The following is a 23,958-nucleotide window of genomic DNA, read 5'->3' as shown; positions in this document are numbered from 1 at the left end:
ACAATGGATTACGAAAGATCAATGTACGGGGCAAAGCTGGAGCTCACAAAGTGATGCTGATGGCGGCTATTGCCTTCAACCTGAAGAAGTATATGAAGTTCACCACCAAGTTCACTCTCAGCCAGGCCATAGCCCTAAAGGTGGAATGGTCATCACCTTCTCAAGACACTTTTCCGGGTTTTGGCGTGCTTTTTCTCAACTAAGAAGAGCAGACCGATGGTATAAAATCTTATTAGCCAATTCAGACACTGAAAATCGATCTAGAAAGCGGAGTTGTGCAACAGCCACGGGCGTTAAAAGAGACGGTTTGAGTTAACCTGTTGGGTTAAGTCGTGACTGCTACAAGTATAAATCATATCAGCCCGTCTTCCAAAATTGAATTTTAATCCAATGCCAGCTGCTTCAAACAGATTCTGTCTATGACCACTAACTATGCTTTTGTCTGCTTAACACTGGTGGTAATAATGAGTGCCTGCACGGATAAAAAGCCGGTCCCTAATCCTGAAAGATGCGGCTAGTTTTTGGGCTTATAAACAACAATATATTCGGCTTTAGAATACTACAATGCAACAAACAGGGATTAGTCATTAAAAAAGTGGACAATTACCACGGGCTAGTTTATGCCCTGAATAAAACTTTTTAGCCTACACATTCTTATTAAACCCGCTCTCTAATGAGAATAAGCATCTTTAGTTACAAGCTGTGTTTTTTCACGGGCCGCTCCGCGTTGGCCCTAACAACCCCAATCAGTAGTATGATGGATAGAGTGATGGACAAAGTCCTTCCCATTTTAGCCGGCGCAGTTTTTCTTTTCAGCGGTTTCAACGCATCATGCCAATCAATGGGCCTGAACTCGAAGCTTGGATCAACTAAAATTACGTTGTCGTTGAATAAAAATGGAGAGTTGCATTACCAGGTTACACGCCGGGATAAAACCATTATCGCCGATTCTCCGCTTGGCCTCAACTGTGATGATCAGAATTTTACGGCTGGACTCTCAGTCGTTACCGTTTCACCCATTGAAGTAAGAAGGGAGATATACGACTTGAAGGTAGGTAACGTCAAAACGGTAAATCATACCTTTGAAACGAAGAGTATAACGTTTAAAAATAGGTCGGGGGCGCTCATGATCGTGGATTTGGTTGCCGGACAAGAGGGCGTTGCTTTCCGCTATCGTTTTCCGGAGCAGGATAAAAAAATACGGGCAATCAACAAGGAGAGCACAGGATTTCAGATTGAAAAAAATGCGAAGGGTTGGTTGCAGCCTTATAATAAAGCGGGAAAGTACACCCCGGGCTATGAAGATTTTTACCTCAACGTACATCCCGGCGACTCAATCAGCCATCCCCGTAACCCGTCTGTGGGCTGGTGTATGCCGGCCCTTTTTCAGGTAAATGAGCGCAAAAACTGGGTTTTACTAGCAGAGTCCGGAACGGATGGGTCGTTTCCCGGTTGTCATCTGCAACCCGACTCGGAGGGCGGGTTGTATAAAATTGCCTTTGCTGAAAAAGACGAAAAATATACCCTTCCCCTGGGCGATAATAATCATCCAACATCCAGCCTTCCCTGGACGATGCCCTGGCGGATAATCATCATTGGCGAGAAGGCCGGGGACATACTACTGTCAAGCTTGATTACGGATTTGGCTCCTGCCTCTAAACTTGACGATACGTCCTGGATCGAACCGGGAAAAGCCACCTGGTCCTGGTGGTCACATCCCGAGGATCATTCCCCTGAAATGTATAACCAATTCACGGATCTTGCGGCCTCTTTCGGTTTCGGATATACGCTGTTTGACGCTGGCTGGGAGAAAGCCAACACAGAAGGGGGTATTATTGCTAAGGCTACTTCCAAAGGAATCAAACCCATGGTGTGGGGCTATTCGGCAGCGTATTTCGATCCAGAAAAAAGAAGAAAGCGATTCAAAGAATTGGCGGCTATGGGCGTCAAGGGGGTTAAAATAGATTTTTGGTGTTCAGACCGGCAGGAGGTGATGGCCTGCTTTCCATCACTTTTTGAGGATGCCGCCAAAGAGCATTTACTGGTCAACCTTCATGGCACGACCGTTCCCAGAGGCTGGCATCGAACCTGGCCAAATTTCATGACAGCAGAAGCGGTTTTAGGAACGGAAAGCTACTTTTATGAACCTAGATATCCGGATAAAGCTGCCGAGCAGAATACCGTATTACCATTCACCAGAAATGTAGCCGGCCCAACGGATTACACACCATTTGCCCTAACCATTCGAAAATACCCCCGGTTGAACACGGCAGTCCATGAGTTGGCTACGGCTATGATTTATACGTCGGGTATTATCCATTTTGCGGATTCAAAAGAGGTGTTTGATTCACTGCCTGTGCCGGTTAGACAGGTATTGAAAGACATGCCTGCCAGCTGGGATAAAACGGAGAGTATTGTGGCTGAACCGGGGGAGCAGATAATACTCGCTCGTCAGAAGGACCGCCTTTCTTACATTGTCGGAATAAATGGTACGAATAAAGCAGTACCGGTCCAGCTAAATCTGGCCAAGTATGCCAAGGGCTTTTCTAAATTTAAAGTCATTACGGAAGGCGAAAATCCATTGATGAGCTTTAAAACGGAAACACATCCAGTCACGTCTGCCTGGCAGTACGCTTTTGCTCCTAAAGGCGGCTTTATTATCCAGTTTATTAATGAGTAAGACTGGTCGAGTTTGGACGATAACGGTCTCGATTGAAGGAGGAGAGGAGGGGGCGTTAACAACGATGGTTGTGACCCGAGAAAATGCTACGCAGCGCACCAGGTAGCTTCATGAGGGGATCGCCCTGTTTGTTTAAATGAAGCAGCCCACTAAGGCACGTTTGCCTTCCGGCTCAAGTCAGACCTGAGCTTCCTGGATTTTGGCCTCGATACAATGAACGGCGAGTCTTAAAACAAGTGGGGTTTACCGGGAAAAAGGGAGGTAGTGCAGGGCATTGAAAGGTAACAAGGTAACGCCGATAGCCTGGTGGCATATACCCGCCAGGCTTTTAGTGTCCCTGAGCCACATAAGCCGACAGGTCACTGCAACTTTAGGCAACTTTATGTTTATTTGTACATTCCCCTAAACCTACTTATGAAACGGTTCTCCTTCTCAGCCTTACTCCTGACCGTTGGCCTGCTCAGCCTGACTGATAAACCCTCCACTACCGACTGGGCCGAATACAACGGCGGGCCAGATCGCAACCACTTTTCCCCGCTCACCCAGCTAAATCCTGGCAACGTGGCGGGCTTGCAGGTCGCCTGGGAATATGCGTCGGGTGGAGTCGATACGCTCAAGAACAACACCCAGATTCAGTGCAATCCGCTCATCATCGACGGCGTGCTGTACGGGGTTTCGGCGGGGTCGCAGGCCTTTGCGCTCGACGCTGCTACGGGCAGGGAACTTTGGAAAACAGCCTTCACCGACGATACCTTCGCCATGAATAGCCGGGGCGTTACGTACTGGACCGACGGGCGGCAAGCCCGGATTTTCTTCGCCTACGGCTCGCTGCTCTACGCCCTCGACGCCCGAACGGGTAAACCGGTGGCCAGTTTTGGGAAAGGGGGAAAGATTAATTTAAAAGAGGGCCTCGCCCGCCCCGGAGCCGACGAGTACGTAGTGAGCAACACGCCGGGCGTAATATATAAAAATCTGCTCATCATGGGTCACCGGGTGTCGGAGGTCGCGCCTGCCCTGCCCGGCGACGTGCGCGCTTATGACCTGCACACGGGGCGGCTCGTCTGGACGTTCCACACCATTCCCCACCCCGGCGAGTACGGTGCCGACACCTGGCCCAAAGACGGCTACCGCAACTTCGGGGGAGCCAACAACTGGATGGGGATGGCCATCGACCGGCAGCGTGGCATCGTGTATGTGCCCACCGGGACAGCGGCCTTCGATTTATACGGCAGCACCCGGCCCGGCAAGAACCTGTTCGGCAACAGCCTGATAGCCCTCGACGCGGCCACGGGCAAGCGACGCTGGCATTTTCAAACAATCCACCACGACATCTGGGACCGCGATATTCCGGCTCCGCCTAATCTATTCACTGTCGTTCATGGCGGCAAAAAGGTGGATGCCGTTTCGGTGTTATCCAAACAAGGGTTCCTGTTTGTCTTCGACCGGGTCACGGGCAAACCCCTGTTTCCGATTGAGGAACGACCCATGCCTGCTTCCACCGTTCCCGGGGAAAAAGCCTGGCCCACCCAGCCGATTCCTCTCAAACCCGCGCCGTTTACCCGGCAATCGTTTTCGGAAAACGATATTAACGACTTTGTAACCGACCGCGACACGGTGCTGGCCCAGCTCCGGCGCTGGCAATCGGGTAAGCAGTTTATTCCCCTTCCATTGAGCCCCAACCGTACAGTGTTTTTTCCCGGCACCGATGGTGGGGCGCAGTGGGGCGGGGCAGCGGTGGATGAAGCCGGTATCATGTACGTTCCGGCCAAGCAGATTCCGGTCACCATGGCGCTGGTTCCGGCCCAGGCCGGTTCGTTGTCAGCCAGGGCCGTTGACCGCACCGGTAGCCAACTCTATCAAACCCACTGTGCTGCCTGCCACGGCCAAAATCGCGAAGGCAGTCACGACGGTAGCTATCCGGCCCTGATGGGCATTTCCAAAAAACGCAACGAGACGTCCGTGGCCCAGGTTCTGGCCAAAGGCCAGGGCATGATGCCAGCATTCACTCACCTGAAGGAAGCCGAGCGTAAGGCCATTGTGGACTTTCTGTTCGGCAAAACAACATCCGTCGCCAGCAAGGCGAGCCTGAACACCGCGCCCTACCACCACACCGGGTTTACCCGCTGGTATGATCGGGCCGGGTACCCCGTCAGCCGCCCACCCTGGGGCACGCTGACGGCCATCGATATGAATACGGGCGAACACCGTTGGCAGGTCCCGCTGGGCGAGTACCCCGAACTGGTGGCTAAGGGTCTGCCCCCGACGGGCACCGACAACTACGGTGCCCCGGCCGTCACGGCGGGCGGTTTGCTCTTCATCGCTTCCTCCCGCGACGAACTGATTCGAGCTTTCGACCGAAAAACGGGCCGTGAACTCTGGCGCGCCAAACTCCCTGCCGCCGGGTATGCTTCGCCAAGTACCTACGCCGTCAATGGCAGGCAATACGTGGTAATTGCGTGCGGGGGTGGCAAACTCAAAACCAAGTCGGGGGATCGGTACGTGGCGTTTGCGTTGCCGTAAACCGTTACTTCGTCGTTCAGGGGTTTTGTAACGTTTGATGAGAAACAGGAATCAGTCCGGTAATTTTGGACAAGGCGGCCTGTGCCGTGCTACGCTCAAATTCTCCTGTTGTGTTACCACTGTATTTGTCAGCGCCACTGCCCGTCGGTTCCCACCGGGCAGTGGCACTGTGACAATGGGGCCGCCCGTGGGCTCTCCTACAAATCCTCGTTACCTCCATTTAGCATGGGCATTCCCAGTCAGACGGCTACGGTGGGCCGTTATTTCTCCTACAACTGCTTCCTGTGTCGCCGGATGCCCGCCTTACTGGTTTACTATACTAATCTGTGGCGTGTCAATTGTCGCCGGATACAAAAAAATGCAAGTTCTGCAAACCTGCCCCGCGATAGGTACCATCTGTCGCCAGTTGCTGATTAACTCCGTAACAGTTAAAAGTGCGCAACTTCTCGGAACTGCTTCCTGTTGCTTTTTAAGCCGCTTCTAATTCCGCGGTGTTCCAAATCACTACTTCTATTTTAGTTTTTAGCTCAATAGTGAGTTGCTATTTACACGCTCATAGAATAATTAGACACGACAAAATACTAATCATCAAATTCTCCATCGTCACGGCTTCGGTGCGGAAACCGCTACGTCGGGTAGGGTGATTTTTTCCAGTTGGGCCTGGCGGCATTGGGTGTTGAAGCGGGCGATGTCGTTCTGGATGAGCGTTTCCATCTGGGTTTTCAGGGGTTGCCAGATAGCGTTCAACTCCGACAGGCGTTCCTTTTGACCCGCCGTTACGTAAGGAATATTCGTGTCCATTTCGCCCTTGAGGAAGATGTAATCAGCACTCAGCTTATTCTCGAAGTTGATAACGTCATCGTTGGATTCGGATTTGGGCTGAATCACTTTCTCTTCCCACAACTTGATGCGCTTGCTCACCGCCCGGCCGGAGTCCGCTACGGCTTTCAGGCTGGGTTTGTCGTCGATGAGGTTGACCAGGTCGTTAATTTGCTTCTGTGCTTTCCGCATCCGATTTACCCCCTGGTGAATCTCTTTCACGCCTTCTTCAACGCCCACCAGCGTTTTTTGCTGCTCGGCGTAGTCCGCGTCGGTGGCTTTGATGCGTGGGTCGGGCAGGATGGTGAAGGACACCGTCTTGGTTTGTTTACCCAGTTTCAGGGCCGCTTTGTAGGGGCCGGGGGCTACTTTGCGGCCCGCGTAATTGCCTTCGATAAACACCTTCTCGATGGCGGGTAGGGTTTCGGTGCGCATGTCCCACACGAAGCGGTTCAGGCCGGGGCGCATGGTCAGCGTAGGTTCTGCCGACGGTCCACCGGGAAACTTCACAAACTTCTTGTCTTTTTTGCTGCTCAGCGTCCGAATCACCGTTCCCTGCTCCGACAGAATAGCCATCGTCAGGGTCTGGCTGGTATCCACTTTGGCGGGTAGCTGGTAGTAGACCACCACACCCGTCGAGGGGTTCACACCGGCAAAGCCGCTCCGGCCGGGGCTGCTGCCCGCATCTTCATCATCCTCTTCTTCCTCCACTTTATCCAGCGCACTGCTCCCCGACACGCGGTAGGCATCTTCGGGTTTGTAGACCAGCATACTGTCTTTGCTGGCTTTGGCATCGTACTGCCGGATGGGAGCGAGGTCGTCCAAAATCCAGAACGAGCGTCCGCCGGTAGCCGCCAGCAAGTCGCCCTGGTGCACCTTCAGGTCGTTGATGGGGCTGACGGGCATATTGAGTTGCCAGGGTCGCCAGTTGGCCCCGTCGTTGTAGGAAATATACAGGCCGGTTTCGGTACCCGCGTACAGCAGCCCTTTGCGGGCCGGGTCTTCGCGAACGGTCCGGGTAAAGGCACCGTAGGGAATGCCATTGACGAGTTTAGCCCAGGTCTTGCCGTAGTCGGTGGTTTTGTAGATGGCCGGGGCGAAGTCGTTGAACTTGTAGCGGGTGGTGGCGATGTAGGCCGTAGCTTTGTCGTGGGGGGATACCTCAATGCAGTTAATGAGCGTTTCCTCCAGCCCCTTCGGCGTTACGTTGGTCCAGGTGGAGCCCCCGTCGCGGGTGAGGTACACGAGTCCGTCGTCGCTGCCGGTCCAGATAACTCCCTTTTCGGCGGGCGATTCCAGCACGTAGGCAATGGTGGCGTAGTTTTCCCCGCCCGCCCCTTCGTTGGTGTAGGGTGCCCCACCCCAGCCTAGTTTGGTGGAGTCATGGCGGGTCAGGTCGGGCGACGCGATGGACCAGCTTTTGCCCAGATTCGTGGTTTTGAACAGTCGGTTGCCGGCGTGATAAAATGCATCCGGCTCGTGTTTCGACCAGATGATGGGGGCATTCCAGTTAAATCGGTATTTCATCGTTTTGGCCTGCAATGCCTGATACTGGATCGGCGACACCATAATGCCTTTCCCTTCGTGCGTCTGCTGGTCGAGTACTTCAATGGTGCCCTGATAGCTGCCGCCCATCACATAGCGTGGGTCGTCGGGGTTGAAGGCCAGAAACGCACTTTCGCCCCCCGCCGAGGGTGTCCAGTCTTTTTCCGTAATGCCGCTGCCGGTGGTGGTGCGACTGGCAATCATCACCGACGTATTGTCCTGCTGACCGCCGTAAACGTTGTATGGAAAGCGGTTATCGGCGTTGACGCGGTAGAACTGCGCTGTGGGCTGGTTGTTTTCCGACGACCACGACTTACCCCCGTTGAAGGTAATGGCCGCGCCCCCGTCGTTGTTCAGCAGCAGGTTTTTGTTGTTGCTGGGATTAATCCACAGGTGGTGATGATCCCCGTGCGACCCCGTTACCGGACTAAATGTCTTACCGCCGTCGATGGATTTCAGGACGGACGTGTTCAGGACATAGACCGTGTTCTCATCCACCGGGTCGGCGAAGATTTCGATGTAGTACCAGGCCCGCTGAATAGTGCGGTGGTCTTTGCTAACCCGGCTCCAGCTTTTACCGGCATCATCGGAGAGAAAAACGCCCCCCTTGTCGGCTTTGGAGTCGGACTCGATGACGGCGAATACGCGGCTGGGATTGGCTTTGGACACCGAGATACCCATCTTGCCCAGTTCTTTGGGTAACCCTTTTTCCAGCTTGGTCCAGGTCTCGCCCGCGTCGGTGGATTTGTACAGGCCGCTGCCACTGCCGCCACTCTGCACCTGCCAGGGCAACCGCCGGTAGTCCCACATGGACGCGTACAGAATACGTGGGTTTGTCATGTCCATACTCAGGTCGTTACAGCCCGTATTATTATCCACAAACAGCACCTTCTTCCAGGTCTTGCCACCGTCAATGGTTTTGTAAATACCCCGGTCGGGGGTGGCACCGTGCAGGGCACCCTGACCGGCTACGTAGACTATATCCGGGTTTTGGGGGTGTACCCGGATGGCGGCAATGTGCCGGGTGAGATCAAGGCCCAGGTGTTTCCAGGTTTTACCCGCATCAGTCGATTTGTAGACCCCGTCGCCGTAGGAGGACATCACCCCACGGGGGGCGTGTTCGCCCATGCCCACGTACACCACCGCCGGGTCGGACTCGCATACGCCAATGGCACCCACGGAGGACGTTTTTAGTTGGTCGCCGGACACGTTTTTCCAGGTCATACCGGCATCATCGGTTTTCCAGACGCCCCCGCCCACGGTACCCATGTAGTACAGTTGCGGGTTGCTGGTAACGCCCGTCCCGGCCACGGAACGCCCGCCCCGATACGGGCCAATATTCCGCCAGCGGACGGGTTTGAAGTAAGGGTCTTTGTTGGGCGTGGAATCCGGCACGGATACCGCTGATACGATTGTTGCTTTGACTGATCTGGGTTTCTGTGCCAGGAGAGGGCCGGTGAATATGATAGCGCAAAGAAGAAGTAGGACGTTTCGCATAAGAGGGCGTTTGTTGCAGTACAGCGAGCTAAGATAGTGGAAATAGAGGCTATTGCCAGCCGGGCCGAACGGTCATTGACCGCTAAATAAGCGTATCCGGCCGTTCCCTCAATCAACGGACAAAACGGGTTGTGTTTCTGATACTTTAGGTACGTAAACGCATCAATCATGACCCTACACGCTCCCTCCGCTATCCGTAAAGCTTGTTTGCTGCTTATTTTTTGCACGATGCAAAGCTGTTATCACTACCGGATAACAACATCGGCATTCGATCCCTCAACGGGCTACCAGAAGCGGACGGCTCACTCCTTCTTCTGGGGGCTTGTTCAGCAAAATGTGGTGGCCACCAATTGTGATTCGCTCAAGCTGAAAAGCCTGGATGAAGTGCGGGTTACCAATAATTTCGGCTATTCATTCCTTACCGTGGCTACGCTGGGCATCTGGAGTCCCGTTCGGATTGAGTGGAAATGCCCGAAACCATGCCCCCGCGAGGGCGAACTGTAGCACAGCCGTAAGCGAAAAGAGGCAGCACAAAAGACCATTACACCGCTGATCAACGCTGGATTCTTTTCGCCTGATAGCCATCACCCTTCCTCTCTTTTTCGACCATGATTATCCATCCTACCAACCAAAAAAAATGGTCGCCCCGGCACGAAACCTTTGTGCAGACCATTGCTAACTTTTACGACCTTGCCAATGATGATACGGGCAGTGTAGTGGACGACTATAACGCCACTACGCTGGGTATTCAGCAACTCCTGCGGGATGCAATTCAGCAGAACCTGCGCCTGCGGGTCGTCGGGGGGGAATGGTCGTTTACCGGTATTACCGCCACCGACGGTATTATGCTGAATACCAAACCCCTGAATATTACCCTGAAAATTACGCCCGGCAGTGTCCACCCCGCCTACGCCAAAACGGCCGACGATCTGTATTTTTCGCAGTGTGGCGTGTCGGTTCAGGAACTGAGCGACCGGCTCCGCAAGCGAAAGCGGTCCCTGATGACGTCGGGTGCCAGCAACGGCCAAACCATCGCCGGCGCCCTGTCGACGGGCACGCACGGCTCTGCCTATAAGGTTGGGGCTATCCCCGAATTCGTGGTGGGTATCCACCTTATTGTGAGCCCAACCCGGCACGTATGGCTCGAACGGAAATCGTATCCGGTCGTTTCGGATCTCTTCCTCCAGATACTCGGTGCCGAACCCGTTCGCGACGATGAGTTGTTCAAGGCTGCGCTGGTGAGTTTTGGCAGCTTTGGCTTTATTCACGGGGTCATGCTCGAAACCGTTCCGCTTTTCCTCTACGAAACCTACCGGCGACGGATGCCCATTGATGCCGTGCTGGAGGCAAGTATGAAAACGCTCGATTTTGCCGGGTTGCCGCTGCCCTACACCCAGGAAGACCCGTATCATTTTCAGGTGGTTATCAACCCATACGACCTCGACAATGGCGCTTACGTGACAACGATGTACAAACGACCGTATACCGATGCCTATACGCCCCCGTCCATCGGGCCGGTGGGAGTGGCCCCCGGCGATGATGCACCAACCTTTATCGGGAAGCTGACACAGGTACTGCCGGGCCTTGTTCCGCAGGTTGTCAATGCGCTGACCAACCAACAGTACCCCCCTTTTGAAGCGGTCTGGGGCGTACACGGCGAAATTTTTTCCAGTACTGCTTTCCACGGCAAAGTACTGAGTGCGGCCGTGGCCGTTCCGGCCGATAGGGTGCCCGAGGTTATTTCGTTGTTACTGGCAATGAACGAAACGGAGGGGCCATTTACGGGGTTATTCGCTTTTCGGTACGTGAAAGGAACCGATGCAACGCTGGGGTTCACCCGGTTTGCCAGGACCTGCGTGGTGGAGTTGGACGGTATTTTCTCTGACCGAACGATTAAGTGCTGTAATGCTTTCTGGGATGCCCTGGAAGCCGCCGATATTCCCTTTGCCTTCCACTGGGGCAAAATGCTCCATCTGACGAAATCCCGGCTGCGGCATATGTATTCGGACGCACGCGTAGACGCCTGGATAAAGGCCCGGAACACGCTGATACAGGACGAAAACGTGCTGAAACTGTTTACGAACGATGTAATGAAACAGTGGGGTCTGGATACGGTGCTGACGGCCGCTCCCGTAGCGTAAGCCTAATCCTGAATTGGTTCGTTTATTTATTGGTACACCCGTACGTAATCCACTTCCATGCGCTGGGGCCAGATGCTTTCATCAACGCCTTTCTGGCCACCCCAGCCGCCCCCCACAGCTACGTTCAGAATCAGAAAAAACGGCTGGTCGAACGGCCACTGGGGTTCTGTATTGCCCAGCACTGCTTTTTGAACGGAGTAGTATTTCTGGTCGTCGACGAAAAAGTCAATCTGGTCGGCGGTCCACTCGATGGCGTACAGATGAAAATCACCCGTCACGTTTTTTACGTTGATTTGCTTTCCTTTCTGGGTTCCCTTTACGTGGTTATAGGCTTCCGTGTGTACCGTGCCATGCACCACGCCCTCATCAAACCCAACGTGCTCCATGATGTCGATTTCACCACCAAGCGGCCAGCCAGTTGTGGCTACTTTTTTGCCCAGCATCCAGATGGCGGGCCAGGTGCCCACGCCTTTCGGTAGTTTGGCCATGGCCTCTACACGCCCGTATTTCCATTCGGCGATGCCTTTTGTCAGGAGCCGGGCCGACGTGTAGTTGCTACCTTTGTAGGCTTCCTTTCGGGCTTCGATAATGAGTTTGCCGTTCTCGATTCGGGCGTTCTCGGTGCGTTTGTTCGTATAATACTCCAGTTCTTTATTGCCCCAGCCGTTGCCGCCCACATCGTAGCCCCACTTTGTAGAATCGGGCAGGCCGGGCTTGTCGAATTCATCGGCCCAGACGAGAGTACGCACTGCCGGGGTCGTTGCCACGGGTGACGTTGTACTGGCTGGAGCCGACGTAGCTACCGGACTGGCCACCCCCGGTCCTTTACAGGCCAGCATAACTACCAGCATTAAAATTGTTGACCCTACGTTTTTCATAATTCTATTTATTCGCTGTGACATTCGCCTGATCCTTTACACTATCGCTCTTTTACTCGTTCACTTTTGGAAACGCCCACATCAGGAAATCAGGCATAATCTTGCGCCAGGTTTTCTGGTTGTGCTCTCCCCCCTCAATTTCGACGTACCGAATGTCCTGCTCCCGGTGGTAGCCTTTTATTACCAACTCATCAATCAAATCGGTCGTGTCTTCTATAGCGTCGATAATGCCATTGTTATTCCGGTCGCTGGTTTCGTCGCTGGTGCCGACTTCAAACCAGAATTTCAGGGTTGGGCTGTACAAGCCTTTCCGAACCAAGTCGTGCATAATCCGATCCGTTTCGTCGCGGTATCCGGCTTCGGTACTTTTACTCCGCCACCAGAACGAACCGGAAAATACCCCGGCTTTGGCAAACCGGTCGGGGTGATTGAATACGATGTCAAAAGCCGATAAACCGCCCAGCGAAAACCCGGCAAATACCGATTTCGCCGGGTCGGTACTGACCCGGTAGTGTTTCCTGATGTAAGGCAGTAATTCCGTCAGCACAAAATCAGTGTATAAACCGGCCTTACTGCCCCGGTTCATGTAATCAGCCTGGGCACCCGTACCATACTCCTGAATCCGGTCACCGGCATGGATGGCTACCAGCACAAAGGGCTGAATGGCCTGCTTCTGATACAGCGAATCCAGTATGGCCGTCATGCGCAGGCGGGGCAGGTCCTGCCCGTCATTCAAAAAAAGTACTGGCAAGCGCTCCTGAGGATATACAGTGCTGGTCTGCTGATAATTGGGTGGCAGGATAATGTCCAGGTGAACAACCCGGTTGAGCGGAACAGAGTGTAATGAATCGTCGCGTTGAACCCGAACCGAAAGAAGTTCAACCGGTACGTGGGCTGGTAAAGCGTCAGTCATAGTCAGGAAAATTAACAACAGAAAAGGGTTCACCATGCACAAAGTAGGGACTTTTTCCACAAAGAGGGTACCTGCCGGGCTGGCAATACTGTACTGAATCTGTAGGTCTTCACTGTCAAGTTATTGGTTTTCAGTATGTTGATAATCCTGGTAAACCAAAAACAGTACACGACAAACGACTTATTTTTTGTCGGTGCCAGCTATTTCGGCTAATTTCGACGCAAAATTCATCAACCAGACACAATCGTGCAGGAAGATTATCGCCGATGGTACTCGCACCACCTTGGTCGCGACATGGACATGTTGGTTTACGGCAACTGGGGCTATCCCGTCGTTATGTTCCCCACCTCTATGGGGCATTACCATGAATACAAGGACTTTGGCCTGACGGAGACCGTCCGCTGGTTTGTGGAAACGGGCCGGATTAAATTATACTGCGTTTCCAGTATCGACCTGGATAGCTGGTATGGCAAGCACCTCCACCCCGGCACCCGCGTCTGGAACCACGTTTTGTACGACCGTTTCCTGCACGAAGAACTCGTTCCGGGTATTCAGCGCGAGTGTAATGTGCAGAAAATCGGTATGTGCGGGGTTTCGTTCGGTGGGTACCACGCCCTGAACTTTTCGTTCAGGCATCCCGAACAGGTCGGGCATCTGATGGTATTAAGTGGCGCGTTTGACATCAAGCCCTTTTTAAACGGGTACTACGACGAGAATGTATACTACAACAATCCGCCCGACTACCTGCCCAACGCCCAAAATGACGAGTTTCACCGCATGAATATTATGCTGGGCACCACGGAATATGATATCTGTAAGGATGCCAACTACCAGATGTCGGGTCTGCTGAACAGCAAAGGCATCCGGCATCAGCTCGATGTGTCGCCGTGGGGCGTTCACGACTGGCCCGTCTGGAAGGAGCAACTGCCGAGGTATTTTAGCCGGATTTAACGTATGTGAACTGATTACGTGGCTGATTTAGAACATCACCTCAAAATGTTGTTATACCAGTAGCTACTACTATAACGCACAAACATGAAAAAAATAGGCATTCTATTCGGCCAGGAAAACACCTTCCCACAGGCCTTCGTTGATCGGGTCAACGAAAAACAAAGTAAGTTTCCCGCTGAATTTGTCAGTATCGATCAGGTAGAGCAAAGCGTCCCGACAGACTACGCCGTCATTATCGACCGCATCTCGCAGGATGTTCCTTTCTATAAGGCATTCCTCAAAAATGCCGCCCTGACCGGAACCGCCGTGGTGAACAACCCCTTCTGGTGGGCAGCCGACGAGAAGTTTTTTAATAATGCCCTCGCCATTCAGCTAGGCGTTCCGGTTCCCAAAACAATCCTGTTACCATCCAAACACCGCCCCGACGATACCAGTCATAATTCGTTTCGGAATCTGAACAATATGGACTGGGACCGTATATTCAACCACATTGGCTTCCCGGCGTTTATGAAACCCCACGCTGGTGGCGGCTGGAAGAGCGTCTATAAAGTGGACAACCCCGACCAGATGTTTAGTGCTTACGACGAAACGGGGCAGCTGGTGATGCTCTACCAAGAAGCCATTGATTTTACGGACTATTTCCGGTGCTACTGCATTGGGGGCAACAACATACGCATTATGCCCTATGAGCCACGCAACCCCTTTCACCTGCGTTACGCAGCCGAAATGAAAACGACCGGCGACGCGGGCAAAAAACTCATGGCTACCATGACCGACTACATCCTGAAACTGAATCAGGGGCTCGGGTATGACTTTAACACGGTTGAGTTTGCCGTGCGGGATGGTATTCCCATTGCCATCGACTTCTGCAATCCCGCCCCCGATGCCGACATTCATTCCGTAGGGCAGGGAAACTTCGACTGGGTGGTGGAAGCAGCCGCGACAATGGCTATTGACCGGGCCGAAAAAGCGCAGGCCGGAAAAAATAACCTGACCTGGGGTACGTTCGTGCGGGAAGGTGTACTGGGAAATCCGGTAGCACCCAAGACAACCGGGGCAAAAACCAGCGTTTCGACTGAGGTAATTAAAGAGCCGAAAGCCGGAAAAGCACCCGCACCCGCTAAAGCCCCGAAAGCCGAAGTAGCCAAAACCGGGAAAGCAAAAGAAGTGACCGTGGGGGATAACAAGCCGAAAAAAGGTAAAAAATAAGTATTCATATCATTTTACCATTGATTTATTGTGCCGTGGCTAGTTCTTTCTGGTCGCGGCACAGCTATTACCGGACATTTCATAAATTGCATATTATTTATAAAATGCCCGGTAACGTACACGAATGCGGAAACATATACTTTGCCTTTTATCTGGTTGCTTATCCCTCTTGCTGCCAGGCTGTAGCCCCGGTGATGTTGCCGTTTTACCCAGCCTGCTTAGCGCTAGTCCGCTGGTCTTTTACCCGAATGCTACCCTGAAGAAAGTAGTCAGTACAAATGATTCACTGATTTATAAACCGGCTGACTACGAGGTTAGTGTACACCGCATTTCGTACCGAACCACGCTTGCCGATGGTACGCCCGTTACGGCTTCCGGTATCGTATACGTGCCCAGCCAGCTTACAACTGCAGAACATCCATATCCCTTGCTGAGTTACCAGCATCCAACGGCCTTTTCCAATGCTGAAGCCCCATCGGGCGCTATCTTTTCGTCGCCAACGCTTACTTACCCTTTGTACTTTGCCACGAACGGGTATATCGTTGCCTGCCCCGATTACGTAGGCTACGGTGCGTCTGAGCAAATCCCGCATGAATACGAGTACCACCGGGCACTGGCGCAGGCAACAGTAGATATGCTGCTGGCCACAAAAGAGTTTTTAGCCAAAAAGGGCCTTGTATGGAGTGAGCAGATATTTATGGCGGGCTATTCGGAAGGAGGATACGCTACCCTGTCGGCGCAGAAATTGCTGGAGGAGAAGTATGCCAGTCAGTTACACTTGGCGGGGTCTAGTTGCGGGGCCGGGCCTTACGCCATGTCCGACTTTTTTAGCTACCTCACCCAGAAAACAACACAAGGGGGCATTTCCAACTACATTTACGTCTGGGAAACGCTCTGCTATAACCAGATTTACGGGTTGCAAAAGCCCGTAAGCTATTATTTTAAATCGCCTTATGACGGGCAGATAAGTAAGTCGCTGGGTAATACCCGGACGATGAACGTTAGTTTCGACAAGATCTGTACTGACCAATTCCGGGCCGATATTCAGGACCCAGCCTCCGCTTTCCGTCAGGCCCTGGATGATAATGATCTGACAAACTGGACAACCCAAACACCTACGCAACTGATTCATAGTGAGCAGGATGAGATTATCCCTTTCCTGACCACGCAGCAGACCTACAATGCCCTGCGGCAGCGTGGCTCATCTAAACTCAATCTGATTGCTCCCAAAAGTGGGTTCCACCTGCCGACGGAAGTACTGTTTGCCACGCAGTCGATGAAATGGTTTGCCCCGTTACGGAAGTAGGGTATGTTCTTCCTTTGACATTTACTCTTCTCCGGCCCTCTGACTACTTCTACCAACGCTGAAAAAAGTTTGGCTACAGGCCATGAAGTAATCGCTACTCAACCCGCACTGCCATCCGAAGGCTGGTGAAACTACTATAGAAGTTTCCGGCCCTGTTAGCTTTCACCCGCCTACCAACCGGGCAATACCAAACGCGGCAGCCGCAGCTACGGCGCCAATCAGCATTACTTTAAACGCCCCACCCACGGGCGGCTGGCCGGTCACTTTACTCTTGAAATAGCCAAAAACAAACAGGCAAATCAGGGTTACAACGCAGGAGTATAGTAGAGCCCGGTGGGGTTCATTAACCAGCAGATACGGCAACAGGGGTACAAATCCGCCCATCACGTAGGAGCTGCCAATAGTCAGCGCACTTTTGGTAGCCCGGTTCGGGTCCGGCTCCTCCAGATTTAGTTCGTATTTCATCATGAAGTCGATCCACTTCGTTTTGTCCATAGCCAGTTCATCGGCAATGGTCACCTGTAGTGCCGGACTCAGTCCCATATCGGCAAATACCTCCCGCACCTCTTCTTTTTCGCGCTCCGGTACGGTTTCTACTTCAATCGTTTCGCGTCGGCGTTCGGCTTCGTAATGGTCAGCTTCGGTACGGCCCGCCAGATACCCACCCAGACCCATGGCAATGGACCCGGCCACGATTTCGGCAATGCCCGCCGTTACAATCAGTGACGAGTTAGCCACGGCTCCGCTCAGACCGGCTGCCAGAGCAAAGGGAACCGTTAGGCCATCGGACATGCCAATGACAATGTCCGTTATGAAATCTGAACTGCGCAGGTGTTCTTCCGGATGTGGAAGCATAGGTGTTGGGGGTATCGGTTATAACCAAAAGAGGAAAGCCGTTGGCAATTGAGCAAATAGAAACGGTTTTCTACGGAGAGACAAGGTAGAAGTCATAAATGTTCAGGTATCATCGTTTAAAGTACAACCCTCTTTGACATTTTCCCGCGGCTGGGTACGCTGGACCGGTCCATAATACATACAGCGTGAAGAAGGTATTTTGCCAAATATTATTTGGTAAAAGGGGGTAATTGTTGGCTTTTTATCATAAAGTGAAGAGTTTTGGTAAACACTTTCGCCTTTTTTGCCCATCTTCGTATTTTCCTTCGGTAACCAACCAATTATTCATCAGCAACTCACTCAAATTGATTCCATGCAAAGACGCGATTTTATCCAGTTGTCGGGATTAGGCATTGGTAGCTTACTCACGGCTGGAATACCCATTGTGGGTTATTCAGTATCTCCCGAATACCTGCGTGACCTGAGTACCGGAGAAATGGGTATCGACACCGCAGCGAAGAAGAAACTGGCCGATGTGGCTCTTAACACGGCCAAAAGTAAAGGGGCTACCTACGCCGATGTGCGCATTGGCCGTTACCTCAACCAGTTCATGTTTACCCGTGAAAAGCAGGTGCAGAATATTGTCAACGCGGAATCCTTCGGGGTGGGCGTACGGGTCATTGCCAACGGCACCTGGGGATTTGCCGCTACCAGCGATGTTACACCCGATGGTATTGCCAAGTGCGCTAATACGGCCGTAGCGATTGCCAAAGCCAATGCCAAACTACAGAAAGAGCCGGTGCAACTGGCTCCCCAGAAAGGGGTAGGGGATGTAACCTGGAAAACGCCCATCAAAAAAAATGCCTTCGAGATTCCCGTTCAGGAGAAGATTGATTTATTGATGAATGTCAATGGCGAAGCCATGAAAAATGGTGCCGCCTTCGTTACGTCCAATCTCTTCTTTGTGAATGAGCAGAAGTATTTTGCCTCCACCGATGGCTCGTACATCGACCAGGACGTTCACCGCATCTGGCCTACCTTTACCATATCGGCCGTTGACCGGGCCAGTGGGAAATTCAAAACCCGCGACGCACTCAGTTCACCCATGGGGATGGGCTTCGAGTACCTGGATGGTCTGGCCACTGAAAAAATAAAAGCGCCCAATGGTCTGGTAGGCTACCGGTACTCGTACGACATGGTAGAGGATGCCACGCTGGGTGCTAAACAGGCCAAAGAAAAACTGACGGCTAAAAGCGTACAGCCTGGCAAATACGACCTGGTGCTGGACCCCAATCACCTTGGCCTGACCATCCACGAATCCGTTGGGCACCCCACCGAACTGGACCGTGTGCTGGGCTACGAAGCCAACTACGCCGGGACTAGTTTTGCTACGCTGGACAAATGGAAGTCGAAAAATTTCAACTACGGTAGTAAGTTGGTCAACATCGTGGCCGACAAAACGCAACCTTACACCCTCGGTGCCGTTGGCTACGACGATGAAGGCGTACCCGGCAAAGAATGGAACCTGATCAAAGAAGGCATCCTGGTCGATTATCAGGCCATTCGTGACCAGGCGGCTATACTGGGGCAGACAGAATCGGATGGCTGTTGCTACGCCGATAACTGGGATTCCGTACAGTTCCAGCGGATGCCTAATGTATCGCTCCAGCCCGGCTCCGAAAAACGCTCCGTCTTCGACATGATAAAAGGGGTCGAGAAAGGCATTTATATCATCGGGCGGGGTTCGTACTCCATCGACCAGCAACGGTATAACTTTCAGTTTGGTGGTCAGCTGTTCTACGAAATCAAGAACGGCGAACTAGTGGGGATGCTCGATGACGTGGCTTACCAGTCCAACACGCAGGAATTCTGGAACTCCTGTACCCAGCTTTGCGACCAGGACGACTACCGCACCTTCGGCAGTTTCTTCGATGGCAAAGGGCAACCTTCTCAGGTCAGTGCCGTGTCGCACGGTAGCGCCACCACGCGTTTCAATGGGGTCAATGTTATCAACACAGGACGAAAAATATAGACGGTTTACGGTTCTCCGTTTACGGAAGACACAAACGATATGCTTACTAAAGAAGAAGCAAAAACAATCATTGATAAGGTGCTCTCCTACTCGAAATCCGATGAGATGAGCGTCAATCTGTCGGGCGGCCGAACGGGCAACATCCGTTACGCCCGCAACGCCGTCTCGACCAGTGGGGAGAGTGTTAACCAATCCTTGAGTGTAACGTCCGTTTTCGGCAAGCGTGCCGGTACGGCGACCATCAACGAGTTTGATGACGCGTCGCTGGAAAAAACCGTTCGGCGGGCCGAAGAAATTGCCCGGCTGGCCCCCGAAAACCCGGAGTATATGCCCATGCTGGGGCCGCAGACCTACCTGAACACCGATCCTTACGCCGAAAGTACCGCCAAGATGGACCCGAACTACCGGTCACAGGCTACTTTCGACAGTCTCGACCCCTGCCGCAAAAAGAATCTGGTAGCAGCCGGGTATATGGAAGATAACGCCCGGTTCAACGCCATTGGCAACACCAAAGGGTTATCGGCCTACAACCGGGAAACATCGGTTGAATTCTCCGTTACTGTCCGCACTGCCGATGGTCTGGGTTCGGGTTATGGTACCAGTGACGTAACCGACGTGTCGAAACTTAGTACGAAAGCCGTGACCGAAGTGGCGATGGGCAAAGCGCAGGCCTCGGCCAGTGCCCGGGCGCTGGAGCCGGGCAAGTACACCGTTATTCTGGAACCGGCCGCCCTGGTCTCGAATGTGGACGCGTCGCTGATGGTGGCCCTGATTCGGTCGATGGATGCGCGGAGTGCCGACGAAGGCCGCTCGTTTTTGAGCAAGAAAGGCGGAGGAACGCGGCTGGGCGAAAAACTCTTCGATGAACGTGTAACGATATACTCGGACCCTACCAACCCCGAAGTACCCAACGGAGCCTTTAGTGGGGACGGTCGGCCGCAGGAAAAAATAACCTGGATAGAAAAGGGCGTGGTTAAAAACATGCCCTACTCCCGCTACTGGGCCGAGAAGAAGGGCGTAAAGGCGGTTCCGCCGGGTGGCAATTTTATTATGGAAGGGGGCACCCAGTCGCTGGCCGAGATGATAAAGGGGACCGAGAAGGGAATTCTGGTCACGCGGTTATGGTACATTCGCCCCGTTGACCCCCAAACGCTGCTCTACACCGGCCTCACCCGGGACGGAACGTTCTACATCGAAAACGGGCAGATTAAATTTCCGGTGAAGAATTTCCGCTTCAACGAAAGTCCGGTCATCATGCTCAACAACCTCGAAGCAATGGGCAAACCCGTTCGCATTGGGGGTAACCTGGTGCCACCCCTAAAAATCAGAGATTTTACCTTTACCAGTTTATCAGACGCAGTGTAAGCAGTTTATGGTATTTGGTTTATGGTTTACGGTTGGCTAACCGCACCAGCGAATAGCGTCCTAATTGCTTGCGTCAGCCAACCGTAAACCACAAACTTTAAACCATAAACCGTAATCAAACTATAAACCTCAAACTATCTTGAATCGTCGCGATTTTAATCAACTATTGGGCATGGGAGCTGCCGGTATTATGATGCCCGCTCTGCCTGCTTTTTCCCGCTCTGTCTCGGCCGAAGCCCTGCTGGAACCCGGTTTGGATGTGGCCGTGAAGAAACGCCTGGCCGATGCCGCCCTCAACGCAGCCAAATCCATGGGAGCTACCTACGCCGATGTGCGTATTGGCCGTTACCTCAACCAGTTTGTGCTCACCCGCGAAAACAAAGTGCAGGGTATCATTAACGCGGAATCCTTCGGGGTGGGCGTACGGGTCATTGCCGATGGCTGCTGGGGTTTTGCCTCCGTGGGCGATGCCCGGAATGAAGCCGTTGTGGCGCAGGCCGCTAAAACCGCGGTGACCATTGCCAAAGCCAATGCCCGTTTGCTGACTGAACCGGTGCAGCTGGCTCCGCAAAAAGGGTTTGGCGACGTGAGCTGGAAAGCCCCCATCAAGCGTAACGCGTTTGAAGTACCCATTAAGGAAAAGGTCGATTTACTACTGTCGGCTAACGCGGCCGCCATGCAGAACGGGGCTAACTTCGTCAACAATGTACTGTTCCAGATTAACGAGCAGAAGTACTTTGCCTCGACCGATGGCACCTATGCCGACCAGGATATTCACCGGATTGGGCCAAACTTCACCGTAACCGCCGTTGACCCACAGAGTGGAAAGTTCTCTACCCGTAACTCACTAAGTTCGCCGATGGGGATGGGCTATGACTATTTGCAGGTCAACCCGGCCGACAAAGTAACCGGCGTTACAACCCGTTATAATAAAGGGTACGACATGCTGGAAGACATTACCGCAGCCGCCAAACAGGCCAAAGAGAAACTGACGGCCAAGTCGGTGGAAGCAGGCAAGTATGACCTGGTGCTGGACCCCTCTCACCTGTGGCTCACCATCCACGAATCGGTTGGTCACCCGCTGGAACTGGACCGCGTGCTGGGTTACGAAGCCAACTACGCCGGCACCTCGTTTGCCACCCTCGACAAGTGGAAGTCGAAAGATTTCAACTACGGCAGCAAGCAGGTAAACCTCATTGCTGATAAAACGCAGCTGTATTCGCTGGGCGCCGTGGGCTGGGACGATGAGGGGGTTAAAACCAAGAAGTGGGATTTGGTGCGCGATGGTACACTGGTCAACTACCAGGCCATTCGGGATCAGGTTCACATTATCGGAGAGAACGAATCGCAGGGTTGCTGCTACGCCGACAACTGGAGTTCGGTTCAGTTTCAGCGTATGGCCAACGTATCGCTGGAAGCGGGTAAAACCCCACTGTCGGTAGCCAATATGATTAAGGACGTGAAGAAGGGAATTTACATCATCGGGGATGGCTCGTTCTCCATCGACCAGCAACGGTATAATTTCCAGTTTGGCGGTCAGCTGTTCTACGAAATCAAAGACGGCCAGATTGTGGGCATGCTGAAAGATGTTGCCTATCAGGCCAACACCCGGGAATTCTGGAACTCCTGCGTGGCCGTTTGTGACCAGAGCGATTATCGACTGGGGGGCGCATTCAACGACGGGAAAGGACAGCCGGCACAATCCAGCGCCGTATCACACGGTAGTGCAACGGCCCGGTTTAACGGTGTCAACGTGATCAATACAGCCCGCAAAATCTAAAACCCGTCCTTCATCTGTGGTTTGCTATCCGGACAACTACGAACAGCAAACCACAAACCGAACCGGCAGCCCGGAACAAACCATTAACGACAAACTATTCAGATGGCAATTTTAACGAAAGAAGAAGCGAAGAAAATAATCGATAAAGTACTGGCTTATTCCAAAGCCGATGAAATGAGCGTAAGCCTGTCGGGAAACCGGACGGGTAATATTCGGTATGCCCGTAACTCGGTATCGACCAGTGGCGAGTCCGATAATCTGGCTCTGTCAATAACGGCGGTGTATGGCAAACGGTCTGGTACGGCGACCATCAACGAATTTGATGATGCATCGCTGGAAAAAACCGTTCGGCGGGCCGAAGAAATTGCCCGGCTGGCACCCGAAAATCCGGAATACATGCCCATGCTGGGCCAGCAGAAATACTTGGATACCAAAACGTACGCCGAAAGCACGGCCAAAATTGACCCTGAGTTCCGGGCCACCGCAGCCTTTAATAGTATTGACCCCTGTCGGCAGAAAAACCTGACGGCGGCCGGGTATATGGAAGACACTACGGGCTTCACCTCCATCGGCAACAGCAAAGGTAATTTTGGGTACAACCGGTCTACAGGCGTCGATTTCTCGATAACCGTTCGGACTGACGATGGCCTGGGGTCCGGCTATGCAAATCCCGATGTGAACGATGTCAGTAAACTCAATACCAAAGCTACCACCGAAATAGCCATGGGAAAAGCCATGGCCTCGGCCAAGGCACGGGCGCTGGAGCCGGGTAAATACACCGTTATTCTGGAACCAACGGCAGCGGTTGAATTGCTGCAAAACATGATGCGCAGCATGGACGCCCGGAATGCCGACGAGGGGCGGAGTTTCCTGAGTAAAAAGGGGGGTGGTACCCGCCTGGGCGAAAAACTCTTCGACGAGCGCGTGACCATCATCAGCGACCCCATGAATGAGGAGTTGCCCCTATCGCCCTTTGGTGGCGGTGGAGGGGGCGGCCGTTTTGGCGGTGGTGGTGGCGATGGCTTACCCCAGGAAAAACGCACCTGGATTGAGAACGGCGTCGTGAAAAACATGTATTACTCGCGTTACTGGGCTGATAAGAAAGGTGTTCAGCCTATTCCGGCACCCGGTGGTTTTATTTTACTGGGCGGCACTCAATCCCTGGCCGACCTGATCAAGAGCACCGAAAAAGGAATTCTGGTCACGCGGTTATGGTATATCCGGGCCGTTGACCCCCAAACGCAGTTGTACACCGGCCTGACCCGGGACGGAACGTTTTACATCGAAAACGGGCAGATTAAATTTCCGGTGAAGAATTTCCGCTTCAACGAAAGCCCGGTTATTATGCTCAATAACCTCGAAGCGCTGGGTAAACCCGTCCGGGCGGGGGGTAATCTGATACCGCCCATGAAAATCCGTGACTTTACCTTCACCAGTCTATCCGACGCGGTGTAAGCAGTTTATGGTATTTGGTTTATGGTTTACAGT

15 protein-coding genes and 1 pseudogene are annotated in these 23,958 nt (G+C 53.0%); 12 read left to right on the top strand and 4 right to left on the bottom strand.

What is annotated here, in order from left to right; translation table 11 throughout:
* The 3 genes and pseudogenes from B156_RS30175 to B156_RS0128665 all read left to right on the top strand — a co-directional run.
* Positions 1-203 (top strand): annotated as a pseudogene (locus tag B156_RS30175) (IS1182 family transposase); the annotation flags it as partial.
* Between the two features lie 551 nt (positions 204-754).
* A complete protein-coding gene (locus tag B156_RS0128670) occupies positions 755-2,680 on the top strand; it encodes a glycoside hydrolase family 97 protein (RefSeq protein ID WP_026261134.1) in 1,926 nt (641 codons plus the stop codon).
* A 414-nt stretch (positions 2,681-3,094) separates the two neighbouring features.
* Entirely contained in the window at positions 3,095-5,200 is a 2,106-nt protein-coding gene (locus B156_RS0128665; protein WP_018623257.1) for an outer membrane protein assembly factor BamB family protein, read from the top strand.
* A gap of 603 nt (positions 5,201-5,803) precedes the next feature.
* On the opposite strand, the gene B156_RS0128660 is transcribed toward B156_RS0128665, so the two are convergent.
* Positions 5,804-9,061, bottom strand: a complete 3,258-nt coding sequence (locus B156_RS0128660; protein WP_026261133.1) for a WD40/YVTN/BNR-like repeat-containing protein — start codon at positions 9,059-9,061, stop codon at positions 5,804-5,806.
* Between the two features lie 168 nt (positions 9,062-9,229).
* Between B156_RS0128660 and B156_RS0128655 the strand changes: the two genes are divergently transcribed.
* Together B156_RS0128655 and B156_RS0128650 are read left to right on the top strand one after the other, a co-directional pair.
* Positions 9,230-9,565: a Bor/Iss family lipoprotein gene (locus B156_RS0128655; RefSeq protein WP_245563888.1), complete on the top strand. Its 336-nt coding sequence runs from the start codon at positions 9,230-9,232 to the stop codon at positions 9,563-9,565.
* Positions 9,566-9,669: 104 nt separating this feature from the next.
* Entirely contained in the window at positions 9,670-11,202 is a 1,533-nt protein-coding gene (locus B156_RS0128650; protein ID WP_018623254.1) for an FAD-binding protein, read from the top strand.
* A gap of 26 nt (positions 11,203-11,228) precedes the next feature.
* Here B156_RS0128650 and B156_RS0128645 read toward each other — a convergent pair whose 3' ends face one another.
* Complete coding sequence (locus B156_RS0128645; protein WP_026261132.1) at positions 11,229-12,080, bottom strand: glycoside hydrolase family 16 protein; 852 nt, start codon at positions 12,078-12,080, stop codon at positions 11,229-11,231.
* A 52-nt stretch (positions 12,081-12,132) separates the two neighbouring features.
* Positions 12,133-12,993: an alpha/beta hydrolase gene (locus B156_RS0128640; protein ID WP_052635812.1), complete on the bottom strand. Its 861-nt coding sequence runs from the start codon at positions 12,991-12,993 to the stop codon at positions 12,133-12,135.
* A 294-nt stretch (positions 12,994-13,287) separates the two neighbouring features.
* On the opposite strand from B156_RS0128640, the gene B156_RS0128635 reads away from it, so the two are divergent.
* The 3 genes from B156_RS0128635 (at position 13,288) to B156_RS0128625 (ending at position 16,459) form a co-directional block, all read left to right on the top strand.
* Positions 13,288-13,944: an alpha/beta hydrolase-fold protein gene (locus tag B156_RS0128635; RefSeq protein ID WP_018623251.1), complete on the top strand. Its 657-nt coding sequence runs from the start codon at positions 13,288-13,290 to the stop codon at positions 13,942-13,944.
* An 84-nt stretch (positions 13,945-14,028) separates the two neighbouring features.
* Entirely contained in the window at positions 14,029-15,153 is a 1,125-nt protein-coding gene (locus B156_RS0128630; RefSeq protein WP_018623250.1) for an ATP-grasp domain-containing protein, read from the top strand.
* Between the two features lie 124 nt (positions 15,154-15,277).
* Positions 15,278-16,459 carry an alpha/beta hydrolase family protein gene (locus B156_RS0128625; protein ID WP_052635810.1) on the top strand — a complete coding sequence of 394 codons (1,182 nt, stop codon included), beginning with the start codon at positions 15,278-15,280 and terminating at the stop codon, positions 16,457-16,459.
* A 162-nt stretch (positions 16,460-16,621) separates the two neighbouring features.
* Here B156_RS0128625 and B156_RS0128620 read toward each other — a convergent pair whose 3' ends face one another.
* The gene (locus B156_RS0128620; RefSeq protein ID WP_018623248.1) at positions 16,622-17,314 is read right to left on the bottom strand and encodes a VIT1/CCC1 transporter family protein; all 693 of its coding nucleotides are present in this window, start codon (positions 17,312-17,314) and stop codon (positions 16,622-16,624) included.
* Positions 17,315-17,666: 352 nt separating this feature from the next.
* On the opposite strand from B156_RS0128620, the gene B156_RS0128615 reads away from it, so the two are divergent.
* The 4 genes from B156_RS0128615 to B156_RS0128600 all read left to right on the top strand — a co-directional run bounded on the left by B156_RS0128615 (position 17,667) and on the right by B156_RS0128600 (position 23,925).
* A complete protein-coding gene (locus tag B156_RS0128615) occupies positions 17,667-19,325 on the top strand; it encodes a TldD/PmbA family protein (protein ID WP_018623247.1) in 1,659 nt (552 codons plus the stop codon).
* Between the two features lie 39 nt (positions 19,326-19,364).
* Positions 19,365-20,690 (top strand): TldD/PmbA family protein, encoded by a 1,326-nt coding sequence (locus B156_RS0128610; protein WP_018623246.1) that lies wholly within the window; start codon positions 19,365-19,367, stop codon positions 20,688-20,690.
* A gap of 139 nt (positions 20,691-20,829) precedes the next feature.
* Complete coding sequence (locus tag B156_RS0128605; RefSeq protein ID WP_026261128.1) at positions 20,830-22,470, top strand: TldD/PmbA family protein; 1,641 nt, start codon at positions 20,830-20,832, stop codon at positions 22,468-22,470.
* Positions 22,471-22,572: 102 nt separating this feature from the next.
* Positions 22,573-23,925: a TldD/PmbA family protein gene (locus B156_RS0128600; protein WP_018623244.1), complete on the top strand. Its 1,353-nt coding sequence runs from the start codon at positions 22,573-22,575 to the stop codon at positions 23,923-23,925.
* Positions 23,926-23,958 lie beyond the last annotated feature (33 nt).

The organism is Spirosoma luteum DSM 19990 (assembly GCF_000374065.1).
Taxonomy (GTDB): domain Bacteria; phylum Bacteroidota; class Bacteroidia; order Cytophagales; family Spirosomataceae; genus Spirosoma; species Spirosoma luteum.
The sequence above is the reverse complement of the archived record's forward strand: the minus strand, read 5'-3'. Positions and strand labels throughout refer to the sequence as shown.